The organism is Rhodococcus sp. PBTS 1 (assembly GCF_001620025.1).
GTDB classification, from domain to species: Bacteria; Actinomycetota; Actinomycetes; order Mycobacteriales; family Mycobacteriaceae; genus Rhodococcoides; species Rhodococcoides kroppenstedtii.
The window spans coordinates 1071991-1093527 of the sequence record NZ_CP015219.1; the positions used below are offsets into that span (position 1 = coordinate 1071991).

The 21537-nt window shown below is 71.8% G+C and carries 15 protein-coding genes; 11 read left to right on the forward strand and 4 right to left on the reverse strand.

Annotated features, from left to right (window positions below):
• Positions 1-7: 7 nt before the first annotated feature.
• The 3 genes from benC to A3Q40_RS04875 all read left to right on the forward strand — a co-directional run bounded on the left by benC (position 8) and on the right by A3Q40_RS04875 (position 7095).
• Complete coding sequence (benC, locus tag A3Q40_RS04865) at positions 8-2845, forward strand: benzoate 1,2-dioxygenase electron transfer component BenC (RefSeq protein ID WP_068100103.1); 2838 nt, start codon at positions 8-10, stop codon at positions 2843-2845.
• A gap of 60 nt (positions 2846-2905) precedes the next feature.
• Positions 2906-5551 carry a helix-turn-helix transcriptional regulator gene (locus tag A3Q40_RS04870; protein WP_068105299.1) on the forward strand — a complete coding sequence of 882 codons (2646 nt, stop codon included), beginning with the start codon at positions 2906-2908 and terminating at the stop codon, positions 5549-5551.
• Between the two features lie 161 nt (positions 5552-5712).
• Positions 5713-7095: an MFS transporter gene (locus tag A3Q40_RS04875; protein WP_068100105.1), complete on the forward strand. Its 1383-nt coding sequence runs from the start codon at positions 5713-5715 to the stop codon at positions 7093-7095.
• On the opposite strand, the gene A3Q40_RS04880 is transcribed toward A3Q40_RS04875, so the two are convergent.
• From A3Q40_RS04880 to pcaD, 3 genes are read right to left on the reverse strand one after another with little or no spacing between them, the layout of a single operon-like run.
• Entirely contained in the window at positions 7062-8270 is a 1209-nt protein-coding gene (locus A3Q40_RS04880; RefSeq protein WP_068100107.1) for an acetyl-CoA C-acetyltransferase, read from the reverse strand. The two genes, A3Q40_RS04875 and A3Q40_RS04880, sit on opposite strands and share 34 nt — an antisense overlap.
• A 16-nt stretch (positions 8271-8286) precedes the next feature.
• Positions 8287-9081 (reverse strand): IclR family transcriptional regulator domain-containing protein, encoded by a 795-nt coding sequence (locus tag A3Q40_RS04885; RefSeq protein WP_068100109.1) that lies wholly within the window; start codon positions 9079-9081, stop codon positions 8287-8289.
• Positions 9078-9878 (reverse strand): 3-oxoadipate enol-lactonase, encoded by an 801-nt coding sequence (pcaD, locus tag A3Q40_RS04890; RefSeq protein ID WP_068100111.1) that lies wholly within the window; start codon positions 9876-9878, stop codon positions 9078-9080. Before pcaD ends, A3Q40_RS04885 begins: the two co-directional genes overlap by 4 nt.
• A gap of 89 nt (positions 9879-9967) precedes the next feature.
• Between pcaD and A3Q40_RS04895 the strand changes: the two genes are divergently transcribed.
• The 3 genes from A3Q40_RS04895 (at position 9968) to A3Q40_RS04905 (ending at position 12870) form a co-directional block, all read left to right on the forward strand.
• Positions 9968-10714 carry a CoA transferase subunit A gene (locus A3Q40_RS04895; protein ID WP_068105301.1) on the forward strand — a complete coding sequence of 249 codons (747 nt, stop codon included), beginning with the start codon at positions 9968-9970 and terminating at the stop codon, positions 10712-10714.
• Entirely contained in the window at positions 10711-11343 is a 633-nt protein-coding gene (locus tag A3Q40_RS04900) for a CoA transferase subunit B (protein ID WP_068100113.1), read from the forward strand. Before A3Q40_RS04895 ends, A3Q40_RS04900 begins: the two co-directional genes overlap by 4 nt.
• Before the next feature lie 144 nt (positions 11344-11487).
• Positions 11488-12870, forward strand: coding sequence for an amino acid permease (locus A3Q40_RS04905; RefSeq protein ID WP_371831462.1), 1383 nt, complete (start codon positions 11488-11490; stop codon positions 12868-12870).
• Here the strand turns inward: A3Q40_RS04905 and fdhD are convergent.
• Positions 12830-13690 carry a formate dehydrogenase accessory sulfurtransferase FdhD gene (fdhD, locus tag A3Q40_RS04910; RefSeq protein WP_068100117.1) on the reverse strand — a complete coding sequence of 287 codons (861 nt, stop codon included), beginning with the start codon at positions 13688-13690 and terminating at the stop codon, positions 12830-12832. The genes A3Q40_RS04905 and fdhD overlap by 41 nt on opposite strands.
• Positions 13691-13883: 193 nt before the next feature.
• Between fdhD and A3Q40_RS04915 the strand changes: the two genes are divergently transcribed.
• From A3Q40_RS04915 to A3Q40_RS04935, 5 genes are read left to right on the forward strand one after another with little or no spacing between them, the layout of a single operon-like run.
• A complete protein-coding gene (locus A3Q40_RS04915; protein ID WP_068100118.1) occupies positions 13884-14885 on the forward strand; it encodes an iron-siderophore ABC transporter substrate-binding protein in 1002 nt (333 codons plus the stop codon).
• A 57-nt stretch (positions 14886-14942) separates the two neighbouring features.
• The gene (locus tag A3Q40_RS04920; RefSeq protein ID WP_068100120.1) at positions 14943-16997 is read left to right on the forward strand and encodes a S9 family peptidase; all 2055 of its coding nucleotides are present in this window, start codon (positions 14943-14945) and stop codon (positions 16995-16997) included.
• A gap of 10 nt (positions 16998-17007) precedes the next feature.
• Positions 17008-19692 carry a valine--tRNA ligase gene (locus A3Q40_RS04925; RefSeq protein WP_068100122.1) on the forward strand — a complete coding sequence of 895 codons (2685 nt, stop codon included), beginning with the start codon at positions 17008-17010 and terminating at the stop codon, positions 19690-19692.
• On the forward strand, positions 19689-21128 hold the full coding sequence (gene folC / locus A3Q40_RS04930; protein WP_068100124.1) for a bifunctional tetrahydrofolate synthase/dihydrofolate synthase: 1440 nt from the start codon (positions 19689-19691) through the stop codon (positions 21126-21128). The genes A3Q40_RS04925 and folC overlap by 4 nt, the downstream gene beginning before the upstream one ends.
• The gene (locus A3Q40_RS04935) at positions 21125-21532 is read left to right on the forward strand and encodes a DUF4233 domain-containing protein (protein ID WP_068100126.1); all 408 of its coding nucleotides are present in this window, start codon (positions 21125-21127) and stop codon (positions 21530-21532) included. Before folC ends, A3Q40_RS04935 begins: the two co-directional genes overlap by 4 nt.
• Positions 21533-21537 lie beyond the last annotated feature (5 nt).

Below are 21537 nucleotides of genomic sequence, written 5' to 3' on the forward strand. Positions count from 1 at the left end.
AGAACTCATGAGTCACCGTGTCGCGCTGGCCTTCGAGGACGGCGTCACCCGCTTCATCACCTGTTCGGACGGGCAGACGGTGGCGGACGCGGCCTACCGGTCGCGCATCAACATCCCTCTCGACTGCCGCGACGGGGCCTGTGGCACCTGCAAGGCCGTGTGCGAGTCCGGCGAGTTCGACGGCGGCACCTACCTCGAGGACGCGCTGTCCGACGCCGAGGCCGCGGACGGCTACTGCCTGCCGTGCAGCATGACGCCGCAGTCGGACCTGGTGCTCCAGATCGCGAGCACCTCCGCGGTGGCCAAGACGCGCGCCGCGACCTACACCACGACGGTCACGGCGGTGGATCGCCTGTCGCGCAGCATCGTTCGACTCGCGGTGGCCGCCCCTGCCGGCGTGGACCTGGCCTTCCTGCCCGGCCAGTACGTCAACATCGAGGTGCCGGGATCGGACGCGTCGCCCGAGCGAGACGGCGGCGTCGACACCCGGTCCTACTCCTTCAGCTGCGTTCAGGGGTCGTCCGAACTCGAGTTTCTGATCAAGCTGATCGACGGCGGGCTGATGTCGTCGTGGTTGTCCCGCGCACAGGTGGGTGACGCCGTGTCGTTCACCGGTCCGCACGGCAGCTTCTTCCTGCGTGAGGCAGAACGCCCGGCCCTGCTGCTGGCCGGCGGGACGGGCCTGGCGCCGGTACTCGCGATCCTGCGAACACTCCGGGAGAGCGGCAGCGACCGACGGGTGCACCTGATCTACGGCGTCAGCACCGACGACGATCTGGTCTGCCTCGACGTCCTGCGCGACCTCGAATCGTCGCTGACGAACTTCACCTGGGACTACTGCGTGTCCGATTCGGCGTCCTCCGCTCCGCACACCGGGTACGTGACCGGGCTGATCGAGGACCGCCATCTGAACGACGGCGACGTCGCGGTGTACCTGTGCGGTCCACCGCCGATGGTCGAGGCGGTGCGCACGCACTTCGCCGATCGGGGCGTCGAGCCGACGGGCTTCTACTACGAGAAGTTCGCGCCGTCCGCCGGGGCCGCCGAAGCCGGTCCGGCGACGGTCACGGCGCCGGCCGAGGCGGTGTCGGTCGAGGCGGAGTCGGTCAAGGGGGAGCCGTCGGTGGAGCCGCCGGTCGAGACCGCGCCGATCGCCGCCGGCGCCCCGATCACGAACGACACCGACGCTCTCCTCGACACCGAGAACACCGACGTCACCGACGACACCGTCCGGAGGCTCTGCGGCCGGGAGGTGTTCGCGTCTCGCGTGACGACGTCGGCCGCGACCATGCGCACGACGGTCGAGTCCCGGGACGAGGTCGCCACGGCGCGTGCGGTGGCGGGGCAACCGATGCTGCCGCCTGCCGGTGGTGACGGCAACGGGGTGGTGACCGACGACTCGGGCCGCGACGTGGCCGCGGCCTCCGGCGATGTCGCGAGCACGGTGGCGGGACAATCGATCCTGTCCGGACGCGACCCGCTCGAGCCTCTCGTCGTGCCGACCGCCCCGGCCCGCTCGGCGACGGGCCCGTCCGGGTCGTCGGAATCGTCCCAGCCGGCCGCTCCGGCGTACGAGATCGGCGAGGAGCACCCGTCGGTCCACGAGTCGGATGCGGTCTTCGAGGCGCGACGGGCTCTCGAACTGGGCGCGCTGGAGCTGGTCGTCGGCCGGTTGTCGTCGCAGCAGATCGCCGGGTACCGACTGCTGGCCGAGGCGACAACCCGCTACGTCGACGGGGACCGCTTCGTCGACGCGGCGGCCTACACCGACACCAACGCCGCGTTCCACGACTACCTCTTCACCGCCACCGGCAACGAGCACCTGTTGCAGGCGTACACCGCGCTCGGCGTGAAGGCGGCGATGGCGGAGGTCCTGCGCGGGGCGACGTGGTGCGATCCGCGCTGCGCTCAGGACCACCTCGACATCGTGGACGCCGTCGAGGCCGGCGACCGCGACCGAGCTCGGACGCTGATCGCCGACCACGCCGAGCGGTCGAAGGCCACGATGAAACGCGCCATGGCCGACACGCTGGCGGCGAAACGTCCGAAGTTCGTCAGCCCCGGCCGGTTCGCGGGCAAGGTCGTGACCGTCACCGGCGCGGCGCAGGGCATCGGCGAATGGGTGGCGCGGCGGATCGCGGCCGAGGGCGGCACGCTGGTTCTGGCGGACCGCTCCGAACTCGTCGAGTCGCTGGCCGTCGAACTGACCGGACAGAACCACTCCGGCGGTGCGGTCGCCGCGGTGCTCGCCGACCTCGAGACCTTCGAGGGGGCGGAGGCGCTCGCCGCCGCGGCGATGGAGCGTCACGGCCGCATCGACGTGGCCGTCCACGTGGTCGGCGGCACCATCTGGGCCAAGCCGTACCAGGAGTACCCACCGGACCAGATCGAGAAGGAGATCCGTCGGTCGCTCTTCCCGACGCTGTGGTCCTGCCGAGCGGTGTTGCCGCACATGATCGCCGGTGGTGGGGGCACCATCGTCAACGTCTCGTCGGTCGCCACGCGCGGCATCCACCGGGTGCCCTACGCCGCGGCGAAGGGCGGCGTCAACGCCATCACCTCGGCGCTGGCGCTGGAGGCGGCGCAACACGGTGTCCGGGTGGTCGCGACGGCGCCCGGCGGAACGGACGCACCGCCCCGGCGGATCCCGCGTGGACCGGGCCCGGCCGACGATCGGGAGCGAGGCTGGTACCAGGATCTGGTCGACCAGACGACTGCCTCGTCGTTGATGGGCCGGTACGGCACGCTCGACGAGCAGGCGGCCGCGATCTGCTTCCTGGCCTCGGACGAAGCGTCGTACATCACCGCCACGGTCCTGCCGGTCGCCGGCGGCGACCCGGGCTGAGCCGACGTCGTGCGGCCCGGATCGCCGCGGTGGGAGGCGGGTCCCGGTTACGGTGACCGCGTGAGCCAGACCCGACCGACGGGCGGCCCGTCGCTTGCGCCGGCCGCCGCGACCGCGCTGCTCGCCGACACCGGCGAGCGCGCGTCGATCGTGGTGGTCCGGGGCCCGCGCGGTGCCGGCCTGTCCTCGGCGCTCGCCCGGATGGCCACGGACCTGAACCGGGACGGGCACATCGAGATTCGGAGTGTGCGCGCCGTTCCGTGGGAGACGACGTCGCCGGGCGGAGTGTCGGCTCAGGTGGGCCCGACCGACGCCCGCGCGCCGGGGTACGTCGCCACGGTGATCGTCCTCGACGACGCGCACCATGCCGACCCCGAGTCGCTGCGCGACCTGGCGACGAGGGTGCGCCGTCACCGCGACGGCGGGATGTCGCTCCTCTGCGGCGTGCATCGAGGCGATGATGGATCGTCGGCGTCGCACGACGTGCTCACGCGCGCCGCGGACGTCGAGGTGGCGCTGTCGCGCCTGTCCGTGCAGGACGTCGCCGACATGGCGGCCGCCCGCGGTATCACGCTGTCGCACACGGCGGCTCAACACCTCACTCGGCACGCGGCCGGCCGACCGGGGATCGTCGCCGCGCTGCTGGGGGAACTGCCGACCGATACGTGGCGGACCCCTCGTCCCGCGCTGCCGGCCCCCGCCGCGGACCGTCGCCGTGTCCGGGACGTCCTCGCTGCGGGCGGGGAGTCGCTGCGCGCCGTGGTCACTGCGGCCGCGATCCTCGGCGACCGCGCGGCGCTTCCGACGGTGTGTGCCGTGGCGGCGGTGGACGATCCGTGGCCGGCGCTGGAGGAGGCCCGACGCGCGGATCTGCTCTCGGTGGTGCGCGCGGTCACCGCGGTCACCGTGGAGATCGGCGATCCGGTCGTGCGGGCGGCGATCCTGGCGACCGTCGGCGAGACCGAGCGGGCGCGTCTGCACCGGGTCGCCGCGGAGGCCGTGGAGGACCCGGCCGACGCGCTGGCGCATCTGGTCGACGCGCACGCGGTGCCGGATCCGGCCGTGTGCGATCGGCTCGACGCGGTCGCGGCTGAACGTGCCCAGCGCGGCGAATGGTTCACGGCCGCACGGCTGTACGCGTTGTCGTCGAGGTCGAGCGTCGATCCCGCCGAACGCGATGCGCGACTGGTGCGCGCGGTGGACGCCGCGATCGGCGCGGGTGACGTTCCCACCGCGGCGGGCTGGAGTGCGCAGATCGAGAGTTTCCGGGACACCCCGGCGAAGAACGCGGTGCTGGGGTACCTCGCCATTCTGCGAGGCCGTCCGCAGGACGCCGAGGCGCGGCTGCACCGGGCGTGGACGTCGGTGCGGCAGAAGCACGATCCGCGCACGGCCGCGACGATCTGCCACCGCGAGGTGCTGCACAACCTGGCTCGCTGTCGCGGGGCGGATCTGGTGACGTGGGCCGACCGTGCCGTCGAGTTGGTGGGGGAGCACGATGCGACGGCGGTGGAGGCCCGCACCATTCGCGGTCTCGGCCTGGGGGCGACGGGCCGCACCACCGAGGCGCTCGCCAGCTACGCGGAGCTGCTCACGCACGTCGACTCGGGCGCCATGGGGCAGCGAGTGCAGATGGGTGCCGGGTGGCTGCATCTGGCCACCGATCGCCCGGACACCGCGCGCGCGGAACTCGAATCCGCCTTGCCGACGGACTTTCTCGGTGGATCCACCCGCATCTCGCTGTGGGCCCACGGGTGGCTCGCTCGGTGCCACCTCGCCACCGGAGACTGGGACGCTGCGCTGCGGATCGCCGGGGCGGGACTCGACCTCGCCGAGCGGTCCGGCTCCGATCTCGTCGTCCCCCTGCTGCGGTGGACCGTCACCCAGATCCACGCGTTGCGCGGGGACTGGGACGCGGCGGACGAGAGCGCACGGGCGGGTGACGCCGGGGTGCGCGACTACGAGATCATGCGGGTGCCGGCACTTCTCGCCCGCGCGGCGGTGGCCGAGGCGCGGGCGGACTACGCGGCGGTGCTGCGCATCCTGATGCCGTTGACGGAGGAGTGGGCGCGCGGCGACGTCTCGGAGCCGGGCTTCTGGCCGTGGCCGGACGTGTTCGCGAACGCCCTGGTCGTCGAAGGCCGACTGGACGAGGCCGACGCCTTCCTCCGCGCCCACGAGGAACGCGTGCGCCTGCGCGGGCACCGGTCGGCCGGCGCTCGTCTGGCCTACGCACGGGGCCGATTGCTCGGCGCGCGTGGCGATCTCGATGCCGCGCGGGCGTCGTTCGACTCCGCCGTCGCGGCTCTCGCGGATCTGCCGCTGGTGTACGACCGCGCGCGAGTGCAGTTCGCGTACGGCCAGACGCTGCGGCGGGCGGGCAAGCGGCGCGAAGCCGACGTGGTCATCTCCGCGGCCCGCGATGCCTACCTCGCGTTGGGCGCGAACACCTACGTGGCTCGCTGTGAGCGGGAGCTCAAGGCCGGTGGGATGCGGGCCGTGCTCAAGGACCGGCCGCACGACGCGCTGACACCGCAGGAGGACGCGGTGGCCTCGCTGGTGGCGACGGGCATGACCAATCGTGAGGTGGCGGCGGAGCTGTTCCTGTCGGTCAAGACGGTGCAGTTCCATCTCACGCGGGTCTACGCGAAGTTGGGGATCCGCTCGCGCGCCGAGCTCGCCGCCCGGTCGACCGGGAGCGAATGACCGGCCCGGTCGCATCGATTGGGTGGTTCCGACAATTGAACGCTGCCCGGGTCGGCACTGGGCGATCGTCCGGTGTGATCCAGATCATGACGGGTGACGATCGTGATCTACCTCGTCCCTGCCGTTCGGTCGGCGGACGGCCCTTCGACGTCAGGATCCCCATGACCACCTCTGCCGGCGACGACCGCATCGCGGTCGCCGAGCCTCGCGCGGACGGCTGGGCGAGCGATCGCCACCGCCGCAGTGTTCTCTGGATCGTCGCCCTCGCGACGGCCGCCATCGTGTTCGACGGCTACGACCTCGTGGTCTACGGCGCAGTACTGCCCACCCTGCTGGCCGATCCCTCGGCGCTCGGATCCATCGACCCCGCCACCGCGGGAGCGCTCGGGTCCTACGCCCTGATCGGGGTCATGGTCGGCGCGCTCCTCGCCGGTGCGGTCGGCGATCGCATCGGACGTCGCCGCACCATGCTCACCGCCATCGTGTGGTTCTCGGTGGGGATGGGTGCGACCGCACTGGCCCCGACCGTCGGGGCGTTCGGCGCCCTGCGGTTCCTGACGGGAATCGGCGTGGGCGCCCTGGTGGCGACCGTGGGCGCCATGATCGCGGAATTCGCGCCGGCCGATCGCCGAAACCTGTTCAACGCCATCGTCTACAGCGGTATCCCGGCCGGTGGCGTGCTGGCGTCCCTCGCGGCGATCGTCGCCGAGGACGCCATCGGGTGGCGGGGGCTGTTCTGGCTCGGTGCTCTACCGCTGGTGACGTTGCTGCCGCTGGCGATCGTGCGCATGCCCGAGTCACCCCGGTGGTTGCTGGCCCGCGGCCGCGTTGCCGAGGCGCGCGCCGTCTGCGCGTCGACCGGAATCCCCCTGCCCGAGGCCGAGGTGTCCGCGCCCGGCGATCGGGTCGGCTTCGCCGCCCTGGCCCGCCGTCCGCTCCGACGCCCGACGCTCCTCCTCGGGTCGATGAGCTTCTGCGGACTGCTGCTCACCTACGGCCTGAACACCTGGCTGCCGCAGATCATGTCGGAGGCGGGCTACGACGCGAAGGGCTCGCTGTCCTTCCTGCTGGTCCTCAACGGCGGCGCCATCGTCGGCGGTCTGATCGCGTCGCGGGTGGCCGACCGCACCGGCCCGCAGCGCGTGGTCGCGGCGACGTTCTGTCTGGCCGCCCTGGCTCTGGTGGTGCTGACGTCCGGTGCGCCACTGGGCATTCTGTTGGTCGCGGTGGCGGGTGCCGGAATCGGTGCCATCGGCACGCAGGTGCTGATCTACGGCTTCGTCTCCGGCTACTACCCGACGTCGTCCCGGGCCGCCGGAGTGGCGTGGTGCGCCGGATTCGGCCGTCTGGGCGGTATCGGTGGTCCGCTCGTCGGCGGACTGCTGCTCGGTGCGGGCGTGACGTCGGCAACGGCGTTCCACCTCTTCGCCGGTGTCGCCCTGGTGGGCGCCGCGGTCACCCTGACGGTGCCGCGGCGCACGACGGGACCGGTGGCCCCGACCCCGGCCGGTCAGACTCGTTCGAACACCGCGGCGAGGCCCTGACCGCCGCCGATGCACATGGTCTCGAGGCCGTAGCGGGCGTCGGTGCGGACCATCTCCCGCGCCAGGGTGGTGAGGATGCGGGCTCCGGTGGCGCCGACGGGGTGTCCGAGGGAGATGCCGGACCCGTGGCGGTTGAGCCGCGGGTCGTCGGCGGCGATCTCCCACTCGCGCAGGACGGCGAGCACCTGCGCGGCGAACGCTTCGTTGAGTTCGATCACGTCCATCTCCGCGAGGGTCAAGCCGAGGCGGCCGAGGACGGCGGCGGTGGCCGAGACCGGTCCGATGCCCATGGTGGCGGGGGCGACGCCGGTCACCGCCCACCCGGCCAGGCGCACCATCGGGGTCAGCCCGAGGTCGGCGGCCTTCTCGGGGGTGGTGACCACGCAGAGCGCGGCGCCGTCGTTCTGGCCGCTGGCGTTGCCGGCGGTGACCGTCGAGTCGGGGTCGATCGCGGCGCGGATTGGGCGCAGGCGGGCGAGGGACTCGGGTGTGGTGTCGGCGCGGGGGTGCTCGTCGCGGTCGATGACGACGTCGTCGCCGCGGCGCCCGGGGACGGTGACGGGCACGATCTCCTCGGCGAAGACCCCGCTGTCCTGCGCCGCGACGGCGCGGTGGTGCGACTGCACGGCGAGGGCGTCCTGGTCGGTGCGGGTGATGCCGTACTGCGCGCGCAGGTTCTCGGCGGTTTCGATCATGCCGCCGGGGACGGGGAATGCGGCGCCGCCGGCGGTGACGCGGGCGCGGGCGAGGCGGTCGTGGAGGGCGACCGCGTCGCCGCGGACCCCGAAGCGCATTCCGGTGGAGTAGAACTCGGTCTGCGACATCGATTCCACCCCACCGGCGAGGACGAGCTCGCTCGCGCCGGACTGCACCTGCATGGCGGCGTCGAGCACCGCCTGCAGGCCGGAGCCGCAGCGGCGGTCGACCTGGCGGCCGGGGACGCCGATGCCGAGGCCGGCGTCGAGGGCCGCGACGCGGCCGATGGCGGGGGCTTCGCCGTTGGGGGAGCCCTGGCCGAGGATGACGTCGTCGATGTCGGTGCCGGACAGGCCGGTGCGGGTGAGGATCTCGGCGACGACGGTGGTGGCGAGGGTGGGGGCGGTGACGTCCTTCAGCGTTCCGCCGAAGCGGCCCACGGGGGTGCGCAGCGGGGTGCAGACGACGGCGTCGGGCATGAGGTCCTCCGGGTGGTCAGGGCTGGGTGGTCACGCCGACTCGGGTGAGATCGGCGTCGATGGCGGCCGCGGTGCGGCGCAGGGCCGGGACGAGCACGGAGTGCAGGTCCTCGTCGGTGTAGCGGGCGGCGGGGGTGCTGATGTTGAGGGCGGCGACGACGGCGCCGTCGGGCCCGTGGACGGGGGCGGCGAGCGATCGCAGGCCGACTTCGAGTTCCTGATCGACCACGACGACGCCGTCGGACCGCGCCGCCAGAATGCGGTCCCGCAGCGAGTCCGGCGTGACCGCGGTGCGGCCCGTCAGATCGGTGAAGTCGGTCCGCGCGAGGTAGGCGTCGAGTTCGTCGTCGGGCAGCGCGGCGAGCAGGACGCGACCCATCGACGTGGCGTAGGCCGGGAAGCGGGTTCCGATGGTGATCGCGACGGTCATGATGCGCCGCACCGGAACTCGCGCGACGTACACCACGTCGTCGCCGTCGAGCACCGACACCGAGGACGATTCGCCGACCTCGGTCGAGAGTGCCTCGAGGTGGGGCTGCGCGATCTCGGGGAGGCCGAGGGCCGAGAGGTAGGAGTACCCGAGCTCGAGCACGGCGGGGGTCAGGGCGAACGTGGTTCCGTCGGTGCGCACGTAGCCGAGCTCGACCAGGGTGAGCAGGAACCGTCGGGCCGTCGGGCGGCTCAGATCGGTGGCCCGGGCGACGTCGGCGAGGGTGCGGCGCGGATGCGCGGCGTCGAAGCACCGGACGACGGCCAGACCCCGCGCGAGGGACTGAACGTGATCGGGGGACGTGGTGCGCTCGTCGCTCACGAGTGCGCGAGAACGTGGTCGCGGACGAGGGCGGACACCTCGGGGGCACGCTCGACGGCCGCGAGATGCGCTGCGGGGGAGAGGACCTCGAGACGCGCCCCCGGAACGCCGTCGGCGATCACCGACAGGGACGACGGTGGTGTCGCGGGATCGCGGTCGCCGGCGATCGCCACCGTGGGAGCGGAGATCGAGCCGAGCAGCGTCCGAGAGTCGAAGCGCGACAGGGCTTCGCAGCACACGGCGTACCCCTCGTCCGGCACCGCGGACACCATGGCGACGGACCGGTCGACGACGTCGGGATGCGCGGCGGCGAACTCGGCGGTGAACCAGCGCTCGACGATGGAGTCGGCGATCGACGCGACGCCGTCGCGGCGCACGGTGTCGGCGCGGGTCGTCCACGCGTCGGGCTCGCCGAAGCGGGCGGCGGAGCAGATCACGGCGAGCGACGCGATCCGTTCCGGATACTGCGCGGCGAGGGTCTGCGCGACGGCGCCGCCGAGGGACAGCCCGACCACGTGCACGCGATCGAGTCCGAGGCCGTCGAGCAGGGCCGTCACGTCCGCGGCGAGATCGGCGACCGTCACGTCGCCGGATCCCCGGGTGTCGGTGACCGTGTCGGTGATCGGGCTGCCGCCGTGACCGCGGACGTCGACCGTGAGCACCGACGCGACGTCGGCGAGCGCGGCGACCTGTGCGTTCCACATGGAGCGGTCCGAGCCGAGCGAGCCCAGGAAGACGACCGTGGGCGCGTCGGGCCTCGGGGCCGGGGCGAGGTCGTGGGCGAGCGGGACGGTCATCGGGCGCTCCTGGGGGTCGGCGGTTCCGGTGTGTCCGCATCGCGGACTGTTGTCCGGTAAGCGTACACCGCGCTAGAGTGGCGGTCATGATGAACAAGGTGGTGGCGTCGGCACCCGACGCAGTCGCGGACATCCCGAACGGGGCGTCGATCGCGGTCGGAGGCTTCGGGCTCGTCGGTGTGCCGAACGCACTCATCGCCGCAGTGCTCGAGCAGGGCGCGACCGACCTCGAGACGGTCAGCAACAACTGCGGTACCGACGGCACGGGCCTCGGCATCCTGCTCGAGGCCGGGCGGATCCGGCGCACGATCAGCTCGTACGTGGGGTCCAACAAGGAGTTCGCGCGCCAGTACCTCGCCGGCGAACTCGAGGTGGAACTCACCCCGCAGGGAACACTGGCCGAGCGTCTGCGCGCCGGCGGCGTGGGCATCCCCGCCTTCTTCACCCCGGCGGGCGTCGGCACGCAGGTCGCCGACGGCGGGCTGCCCCAGCGCTACGACGCCGACGGCGGGGTGGCGCTCGCGTCGCAGCCGAAGGAGACCCGCGAGTTCGACGGCGTCACGTACGTGATGGAACGCGGCATCGTCGCCGACTTCGCGCTGGTCCACGCATGGAAGGGCGACCGGATGGGCAACCTGGTCTACCGCGCCAGCGCGCGGAACTTCAACCCGCCGGCCGCCGAGTCGGGCCGCATCACCATCGCGCAGGTCGAACACCTCGTCGAGCCCGGTGAGCTGCGCCCCGAGGACATCCACACCCCCGGCATCCACGTCCAGCGCGTGGTCCCCGTGGGGCCGGTCACCACAGGAATCGAACGACGGACGGTGCGCTCATGACACTCACGCGCGACGAGATGGCGGCCCGCGTCGCCGCCGAACTCGAGGACGGCCAGTACGTCAACCTCGGCATCGGCATGCCCACGCTGGTTCCCGGTCACATTCCCGACGACGTGACGGTGGTCCTGCATTCGGAGAACGGCGTGCTGGGAGTGGGGCCGTACCCGCTCGAGGACGACGTCGACCCGGAGCTGGTCAACGCCGGCAAGGAGACCATCACGGTGCTGCCCGGCGCGTCGTTCTTCGACTCCGCGCAGTCCTTCGGCATGATCCGCGGCGGCGCCGTGGACGTGGCGGTGCTCGGCGCGATGCAGGTCGACGCGCAGGGCAACCTGGCCAACTGGATGATTCCCGGCTCGATGGTCAAGGGCATGGGCGGCGCGATGGATCTGGTCCACGGCGCCCGGCGGGTGATCGTCATGATGGACCACGTCTCCAAGAACGGCAGTCCGAAGATCATGCGGCAATGCACACTCCCGCTCACCGGCGCGGCCTGCGTTCAGCGCATCGTCACCGACCTCGCCGTGATCGACGTGACGCCCGAGGGGCTGGTGCTGGTCGAGACCGCGCCCGACGTCACGGTCGACGAGGTCCGCGCCGCCACCGAGGCCGACCTGATCGTGCGCTGACCCTGCCCCGCCGTTCCCGCGCTGCGTGTTCGTTCGCGCGCTGGTCGTTGCCAGCGCGCGAGTACATCGGCAGCGCGGGAACCCCGGGCCGCACGACCCGACCCAGGCGCAGGTCACATCCCGATCGGCGCTAGCGTTCGGACCATCATGAGCGCGCTCGAACCCACCTCACTCTCCACCGGACTCAAGGTCCGCCATCTGACGATGATGGGCCTCGGGTCCGCCATCGGTGCGGGACTCTTCCTCGGTACCGGCGCGGGCATCGTCGCCGCGGGTCCGGCGGTGCTGTTGTCCTACGCGCTGGCCGGCCTGCTGGTCGTTCTCGTCATGCGGATGCTGGGGGAGATGGCGGCGGCGTCCCCGTCTTCGGGATCGTTCTCCACGTACGCCGAGATGGCGTTCGGCCGCACCGCGGGCTTCGCGATCGGCTGGCTCTACTGGTTCACCCTCATCATGGTGATGGGTGCGGAGATGACCGGCGCCGCCGCGTTCATGGGCCGCTGGTTCGGCGTCGACCCCTGGATCCCGGCGTTGATCGCGATGGTGTTCTTCGCCGCGGTCAACCTGGCCCGCGTCGCCAACTTCGGCGAGTTCGAGTTCTGGTTCGCCGCGGTCAAGATCGCCGTGATCGTCGGCTTCCTGGTCATCGGTGGGTTGCTCGTCTTCGGCCTGCTGCCGTCGTCGGACCCGGTCGGCTGGACCAACTTCACCGGGCTCGGCGGATTCGCCCCGAACGGCGTCTCGGGCATCGCCGCCGGCTTGCTGGTGGTGGCCTTCGCGTTCGGCGGGATCGAGATCGTCACCATCGCCGCGGCCGAGTCGGACGATCCGGCCCTGTCGGTGGGTCGTGCGGTGCGCAGCGTCGTCTGGCGGATCAGCGTGTTCTACCTCGGCTCGATCCTCGTCATCACCCTGCTCCTGCCGTGGAACTCCCTGGGGCCGGCCGAATCCGCCGCGCAGAGTCCGTTCGCTCTGGTCCTGGAGCAGGCGAACCTGCCGGGGGTGGTCGGGTTCATGGAGGCGGTGATCGTCCTGGCCCTCCTCAGCGCGTTCAACGCGCAGATCTATGCCACCAGCCGCATGATGTTCTCGCTGGCAGACCGCGGCGACGGCCCCCGTGTGCTCGCGCGAGTCACCTCGTCGGGGGTTCCTCGCGCGGCGCTCCTGGTGTCGGTGTTCTTCGGCTTCGTCGCGGTCGCCCTGAACTACCTCGACCTCGACGGGCTGCTGACATTCCTGCTCAACGCGGTGGGCGCGTCGCTCCTCGCCATCTGGGCGATGACCGCGGCGGCCCAGCTGAAGCTCCGGCGTCGGCTCGAGGCCGCCGGGCCCCTGCCCGTCCGCATGTGGGGCTTCCCCTACCTGAGCTGGTTCGCCTTGGTTTTGCTGGCCGGTCTGACCGTGCTGATGCTGACCGACCCCGGCGCCCGGCAGCAGGTTCTCGCGATGGCGATCGTGGTCGCCGGGCTCGCGGTGGTCGGTGCCGTCACCGCGCGGCGCTCCGAGCGGGTGCAGCCGGCTCGGTGACCGCGATCCGGTGCGGGTGGCTGTAGACGTTCATCCCGTCACCGCGCAGGAACCCCACCACGGTCAGACCCGTCTCCTCGGCCAGATCGACCGCGAGCGACGACGGCGCCGACACCGCGGCCAGCACGGGGATCCCGGCCATCACGGCCTTCTGCGCCAGCTCGAACGACGCGCGGCCGCTCACCATGAGGACGGTCCCGGTCAGGGGGACCCGACCCTCGGACACCGCCCACCCCACGACCTTGTCGACGGCGTTGTGTCGGCCGACGTCCTCCCGCGCGACGAGCAGTCGGCCGTCGGCGTCGAACAGTGCGGCGGCATGCAGCCCGCCGGTGGTGGAGAACAAACGCTGGTGGTCGCGCAGCGTGCCCGGCAGTGACGACAGAACTTCGGTGTCCACCGTCACCGGGTCCCCGGCCGGGGCGTGACGGGACGTCAGGCGTACCGCGTCGAGCGACGCCTTCCCGCACACGCCGCACGACGACGTCGTGTAGAAGTTCCGTTCCACGCCCGGATCCGGCGCCGGGACGCCCTCCGCGAGAGCGATGTCGAGCACGTTGTAGGTGTTGCGACCCTCGTCGTCCACCCCGTCGCAGTACCGCGCGACGGCGACGTCCTCGCGGCCGGCGATGACGCCTTCCGTCAGCAGGAACCCGTGGGCGAGCTCCACGTCGTGCCCCGGTGTGCGCATGGTGACCGCGAGAGCCCGACCGGCGACGCGGATCTCGAGCGGTTCCTCGACGACCAGCGTGTCCGGTCTCGACGAGTGGTGCGGACCCCGGATACGGAGTACCGGACGACGGACCGACGCGCGGCCCATCAGAGCCGTCCGGACGATCGGTGAGGGCGGGGGGTGGCGCTGGGCATGACTCCATAGTGGACCCGCGTCCGTCGTGACGGCCACGCACGTCCGCCACCTCGCGTCGCGGATGTCGAGCGACGCAAGTTAGCCTAACCTGCCTACTGCCCCGGTCGTGTCGCTCACGGCCGTCTCCCGAAGGGACTGCTTCACCATGGCCTCGTCGCCCCGCGTGTCACGTCGGTCGTTCCTCCTCGGTGCCTCCGGCGCCCTCGTCGCGCTCGGCGCCGCCGCGTGCGGCTCGGGTTCCGACGGCGGGTCGTCCGACGAGGCCGGCGCCACCGTCACCACGAAGTACGGCGAGATCACGGTGCCGGCCGACCCGCAGCGCGTCGTCAGCGTCGGTTACAACGACCAGGACACCCTCCTCGCGCTCGGCGTGGTCCCGGCCGGCGTCTTCGACTGGTACGGCGACTACCCGGGGGCGACCTGGCCGTGGGCGCAGTCGTTGCTGGGCGGCGCCACGCCGGAGATCGTCGGGACGGCCGCCGAGGGCATCGACGTGGAGAAGGTCGCCGCCGTCGGCCCGGACCTGATCGTCGGCACGTACGCCGGCATCACGCAGGGCCAGTACGACCAGCTGTCGGCGCTCGCCCCGACCGTCACCGCGCCGCCCGGAGTCGCCGACTTCGGCATCTCGTGGCGCGACCAGACGCGCCTGCTCGGCGCCGCCGTCGGCAAGTCCGCCGAGGCCGACACGCAGATCGCCGGCGTAGAGGAGAAGTTTGCCTCGGTGATCGCCGCCAACCCGTCGTTCGCCGGCAAGACGGTGCTGGTGGGCGCTCTGCAGGGCCCCGGACAGTTCGGCGTCTACGGCGCGCAGGACCCGAAGGTGCGGTTCCTCAACGACCTCGGTTTCGTGAACCCGCCGGTCGCCGATCAGGTGGGGGAGGCCAACTTCGCCACCATCAGCACCGAGCAGCTCTCCCTCGCCGACGTCGACCTGCTGGTCTGGTACGCGGGCGGCGGATTCGGGGACAAGCTCCGCGCCGAGCTCGACGCGACGCCGGTCTACCAGCAGCTGCCCGTCGTGCAGGACGGGCGCGTGATCGTGCTCGAGGACGAGGCCGCGGAGGCCCTCGCCTGGAGCACGGTTCTGTCCCTCCCGTTCGCGCTGGACCAGATCCCCGGTCGCCTCGCGCCGCTGGTGCGCTGACCGCCGGGGCAGCGTTCGGTTCGAGCGGTGTCGGGGTGAGCGTCTAGGTTCACGGGCATGGTTGCCGCGCACCCGTTCGCCGATCCCGACACCTACCTCGACACCCCGCGTACGGCGGGACTGGCGTTGTCGCCGGACGGGACGCGTCTGGTCACCGTGCAGTCGACGCTGTCCGAGGACCGCACTCGGTTCGAGACGGCGCTGTGGTCGATCGACCCGGCGGGAAGGGAACCCGCGCGACGGTTGACGTACGGCGCGCCCGCATCCGATCCGGTGTTCGCGGCCGACGGCCGGCTTCTGTTCCGCCGCGCGGCCGACACCGCCGACTCCTCCCCGAAGGTGCTGTGGGCCTTGGACTTCCGCGGCGGTGAGCCGCAGCGGATCGCGCACCGAGCCGGCGGGGTGGACACCGTGCGGTGCGCCGCGCGCTCGGACCGGATCGTCGTCACCGGCCCGGTCCTCGGCGACCCCGACCGGGACGAGCAGGTGCGGGCACTGCGCGACAAGGGCGTCACCGCGATTCTCCACGCGGGGTACCCGATGCGGCACTGGGACGCCGACCTCGGACCGGCGGTCACCCACCTGTTCGACGTGGTGGGCGGCGGCGGGATCGGCGGACCCGACGGCGCGTTCACCTCGGTGACGCCCGACGCCGCCGGTCCGTCCGGCGGGGGCGTCTACCGCGACACCGAGTACGACGTGTCGACGGACGGCGCCGTCGTCGTCGCGACGCGACGCGTCTCCGGGGCCGACGGCGTGACCCGCCACGTCCTGGTGCGGATCGGCCTGCGGGACGGCGCCGGGGGCGCCGAGACTCTCGTCGACGAACCGCACGCCGACCAGTCGTCCCCGCGGATCTCCCCGGACGGCGCGCGGGTGGCCTACCTGCGGACCGAGCATCCGGAACCGGATGCGGCTCCCCGGGTCACCGCGCAGGTACTCGACCTCGCCACCGGCCGCAGCCATCGCTGGGGTGGGGACTGGGACCGGTGGCCCACCGCACTCGCGTGGACCGCCGACTCGTCGGCGTTGCTGGCCACGGCGGACGACCACGGTCACGCCCCGGTCTTTCGCGTCGACCGCGCGTCGGCGACGCGTCTGACCGACGAGGGTGCGTTCACGGACCTGCAGGTCGCGCCCGGGGGAGATGTCGTGTTCGCCCTGCGGGCGTCGTATCTGGCCCCGCCGCACCCCGTGCGCCTCTCGCTGACCGACGGCACGGTGACCGCGCTGCCGGCGCCCGCCCCGCTGCCGACGCTGCCGGGTTTTCTGGAGGACGTCGACGTGCTCGTCGCGGACGGCACCCGCGTGCGGGCGTGGCTGGCGCTCCCGGAGGGGACGTCGCCGGAATGGCAGGCGCCTCTGGTGCTCTGGGTGCACGGCGGCCCGCTGGGCAGCTGGAACACGTGGTCGTGGCGGTGGAACCCGTGGATGCTCGTCGCCGCCGGTTACGCGGTGCTGATGCCCGACCCGGCACTCTCCACCGGGTACGGGCAGCAGTTCGTCCAGCGCGGGTGGGGCCGCTGGGGCGCCGAGGTCTACACCGACCTGACCACCATCACCGACGCCGTGATCGACCGGCCGGACATCGACAGCACGCGCACGGCCATGATGGGCGGCTCGTTCGGCGGGTACATGGCCAACTGGATGGCGGGCCACACGGATCGGTTCCGCGCCATCGTCTCGCACGCGGGGCTGTGGGCGCTGGATCAATTCGGGCCGACCACGGACGAGGCGTCGTACTGGGCGCACGAGATGACGCCCGAGATGGCCTTCGAGAACTCCCCGCATCTGTCGGTGGCCGAGATCATCACGCCCATGCTGATTACACACGGCGACAAGGACTTCCGCGTCCCGATCGGCGAGTCGCTCCGGCTGTGGTGGGAGTTGCTCTCCGAGTCCGCCTCGCCCGCCGACGAGAACGGGGAGACCGTGCACCGGTTCCTGTACTTCCCGGACGAGAACCACTGGATCCTGAAGCCACCCCACATCGCCGTCTGGTACGGCGCGGTGCTGGCCTTCCTCTCGACGCACGTGCTCGGTCGTGAGCTGCCCATGCCCGCGGCGCTGGGCGTCCGACCGGGCAGAACCGGCGCATCGGACGAGAACTAGAATCGACCGAGTGACCGATACTGCGTCGACTGCGTCCGACCCGACTCCCGCCGACCGCCTGCCGAAGGCGTGGAACCCCGGCGACGTCGAGGCCGACCTCTACCAGGGCTGGGTCGACGCCGGATACTTCACCGCCGATCCGGACAGCGCGCGACCCGGCTACTCGATCGTGCTGCCGCCGCCCAACGTCACCGGCAGCCTGCACATGGGCCACGCGCTCGACCACACGCTGATGGACGTGCTCTCGCGACGCAAGCGGATGCAGGGCTACGAGGTGCTGTGGCTGCCCGGCATGGACCACGCCGGCATCGCGACGCAGTCGCTGGTGGAGAAGCAGCTCGCGGCCGAGGGCACCACGCGCGACGAGCTGGGCCGCGAGGCGTTCGTCGAGCGAGTGTGGAAGTGGAAGCGCGAGTCCGGCGGCACCATCGGCGAGCAGATGCGTCGGCTGGGTGACGGTGTCGACTGGAGCCGCGAGCGGTTCACCATGGACGAGGGTCTCTCGCGTGCGGTGCAGACCATCTTCAAGGAGCTCTACGACCGCGGACTCATCTACCGCGCCGAGCGACTGGTCAACTGGTCGCCCGTGCTGCAGACCGCCATATCCGACATCGAGGTCAAGTACGAGGACGTCGACGGCGAGTTGGTCTCGCTGCGCTACGGCTCGCTGAACGACGACGAGCCGCACGTCGTCGTCGCCACCACCCGCGTGGAGACGATGCTCGGTGACACCGCCGTCGCCGTGCATCCCGACGACGAGCGGTACCGCGACCTCGTCGGCACCACGCTCCCGCATCCGTTCCTGGACCGCGAGATTCCCGTCATCGCCGACGACTACGTCGACCCCGAGTTCGGTACGGGCGCGGTGAAGATCACCCCCGCACACGACCCCAACGACTTCGAGATGGGCGTGCGGCACTCGCTGCCCATGCCGTCGATCATGGACACCGAGGGCCGCATCACCGGCACGGGAACGCCGTTCGACGGCCTCGACCGGTTCGAGGCCCGTGTGAAGGTCCGCGAGGCGCTCGCCGAGCAGGGCCGCGTCGTCGCCGAGAAGCGGCCCTACACGCACAGCGTCGGCCACTCCGAGCGCAGCGGCGAGCCCATCGAGCCGCGTCTGTCCCTGCAGTGGTGGGTGGACGTGTCCTCGCTCGCCGCCGCGGCCGGTGACGCCGTGCGCTCGGGGGAGACCACGATCCACCCGACCAGCCAGGAGCCGCGCTGGTTCTCCTGGGTCGACGACATGCACGACTGGTGCATCTCTCGCCAATTGTGGTGGGGCCACCGCATTCCCATCTGGTACGGCCCCGACGGCGAGACCGTCTGCCTCGGTCCGGACGAGACCGCGCCCGAGGGCTGGACACAGGATCCCGACGTGCTGGACACGTGGTTCTCGTCGGGCCTGTGGCCCTTCTCGACCATGGGATGGCCCGAGCGGACCCCGGACCTCGAGAAGTTCTATCCGACCTCCGTCCTGGTCACCGGCTACGACATCCTGTTCTTCTGGGTGGCCCGGATGATGATGTTCGGCACCGCGATCGCGGACTCGGTGCCCGGCCCCGTCCCGTTCCGAGACGTGTTCCTGCACGGGCTCGTTCGCGACGAGCATGGCCGCAAGATGAGCAAGTCCAAGGGCAACGGCATCGATCCGCTCGACTGGGTGGACCGGTTCGGCGCCGACGCCCTGCGCTTCACGCTCGCCCGCGGCGCGCACCCCGGCGGTGATCTGTCGGTCGGCGAGGACAACGCACAGTCCTCGCGCAACTTCGCCACCAAGCTGTTCAACGCGACCAAGTTCGCGCTCATGAACGGCGCGACGGTGGGGGAGTTGCCCGCGCGGGACACGCTGACCGACGCCGACCGGTGGATCCTCGACCGTCTCGCGACGGTCCGCGCCGAGGTCGACGACGCCTTGGACCGGTACGAGTTCGGCAAGGCCTGCGAGGCGCTCTACCACTTCGTCTGGGACGAGGTCTGCGACTGGTACCTCGAGCTGGCCAAGGTGCAGTTCGCCGGGCCGGCCGGGACTGCCGCCGACACCGAGGACCGGGCCGCGGCGACCCGGCTCGTGCTCGGCACCGTGCTCGATTCCGTGCTGCGCCTGCTGCATCCGGTGATCCCGTTCGTCACCGAGACGTTGTGGACCGCCCTCACCGGCGGTGAATCCGTCGTCGTCGCGGAGTGGCCCAAGGAGACCGGCGTGGGCGCCGATCCGGTGGCGCAGCAGCGCGTCGCCGACGCCCAGAAGCTCATCACCGAGGTGCGGCGCTTCCGGAGCGACCAGGGCGTCAAGCCCAAGCAGCGGGTGCCCGCACGCCTGGTGGGAACGGACGACGCGGAGCTGACCTCGCTGGTGCCGGCCGTGCAGGCGCTCGCGTTCCTCACCGAGCCCGAGGCCGACGCCGGGTTCACCGAGTCCGCGTCCATCGAGGTGCGACTGTCGCGGGCGACCGTGACGGTGGCCGTCGACACGTCCGGCACCGTCGACGTCGCGGCCGAGATCAAGCGCGCGGAGAAGGATCTCGCGGCCGCGCGCAAGGAGCTCGAGACCACCACGGCGAAGCTCGGCAACGAGGCGTTCGTCGCCAAGGCTCCCGAGGCCGTCGTACAGAAGATCACCGCCCGGCAGCAGCTGGCGCGCGACGAGGTCGAGCGGCTGACCAAGCGCCTCGGCGACCTGGGCTCGGCGTGAGCGGCCCGGTCGACGGCGCGGCGGACGGCACCCCTGCCGCCCCGTCGCCGGTGGACCTCGCCGAGTTCACCCTGGTGGAGTCGGAGCTGGACCGCCGCTGGGGCGAGACCACCATCGAGCCGTCGCTCACCCGCATTCGGGCTCTGATGGACCTGCTCGGCTCGCCGCAGGCGAGCTACCCCGCCATCCACGTCGCCGGCACCAACGGCAAGACGTCGGTCACGCGCATGATCGAGTCCCTGCTGCGGGCGTTCCACCGCCGGACGGGCCGGACCACCAGCCCACATCTGCAGCTCGCCACCGAACGCATCGCGATCGACGGGGTGCCGCTGACGCCTCGCCAGTACGTCGACACCTACCGCGACGTCCTGCCGTACGTGGAGATGATCGACGAGCGCAGCCAGGCCGCCGGCGGACCCGCGATGAGCAAGTTCGAGGTGCTGACCGCGATGGCGTTCGCCGCGTTCGCGGAGGCACCGGTCGACGTCGCCGTCGTCGAGGTCGGACTGGGCGGGACGTGGGACGCCACCAACGTCGTCGACGCGCAGGTCGCCGTCATCACCCCGGTCGGGATGGACCACACCGAGTACCTCGGTGACGATCTCGCGTCCATCGCAGGGGAGAAGGCGGGCATCGTCAAGCGCGCGCCCGAGCGGCTCGACCCCGTCGACACCGTCGTGATCGTCGACGAGCAGCAACCCGAGGCGATGGAGGTGATCCTGCGCCGCGCCGTCGAGTCCGACGCCGCCGTCGCCCGCGCCGGGTCGGAATTCGTCGTGCTCTCGCGCCGCGTCGCCGTCGGCGGTCAGCAGCTCGAACTCCGCGGGCTCGGCGGGGTCTACGGCGACATCTTCCTGCCGTTGCACGGCGCTCATCAGGCCCGGAACGCGTCCGTCGCCCTCGCGGCCGTCGAGGCGTTCTTCGGGGCGGGTGCCGACCACGGCCTCGACCTCGACACCGTCCGCGAGGGATTCGCCACCGTCGTCAATCCGGGTCGGCTCGAGCGGGTGCGGAACGCCCCCACCGTCTTCGTCGACGCCGCCCACAACCCGCACGGCGCCGCGGCGCTCGCGACGACGCTCGGCGAGGAATTCGATTTCCGCAAGCTCGTCGGCGTCGTCGCCGTCATGAAGGACAAGGACGTCGACGGCATTCTCACCGCCCTCGAACCGGTCTTCGACGAGATCGTCGTGACCACGAACGGCTCGCCCCGCGGCCTCGAGGTCGACGCTCTCGCCGACGCGGCCGTCGCCAAGTTCGGCGACGAACGCGTCGTGGTCGCCGAGACCCTGCCCGACGCCCTCGAGATCGCCATCGGCATCGCCGAGGACGTCGCGGACGAGGGGGAGGCGGTGTCCGGTGCGGGAGTCGTCGTCACCGGGTCTGTGGTCACCGCCGGAGCCGCGCGCACTCTCTTCGGGAAGGACCCAGCATGACCTCCGCTCCGACCCCCGAGGGCGGGTCCGTTCCGCCGCCCGCGCGCGATCCGTGGAAGGGGTTCCGCGGCGTCTGCGCCGGCACCCTGGTGCTCGAGGCCATCGTCGTCTTCCTGGCGTTGCCCGTCGTCGCGACCGTCGGCGGGGGGCTGTCCTGGATCAGCGGGACCTACATCGTCGGACTCGGCATCGTCATGCTGCTCGGTGCCGGCCTTCAGGGGCGACCGTGGGCGTTGCAGTTCGACGTCGCCCTCCAGGTGCTGGTGATCGTGGGATTCCTGGCCCACCCGTCGATCGCGATCGTCGGGCTGCTCTTCTCCTGCGTCTGGGCGTACCTGATCTACCTCCGCCGCGATCTGCGCAAGCGCATCGCGGAGGGACGCCTGCCCAGTCAGCGCGAATGACCAGG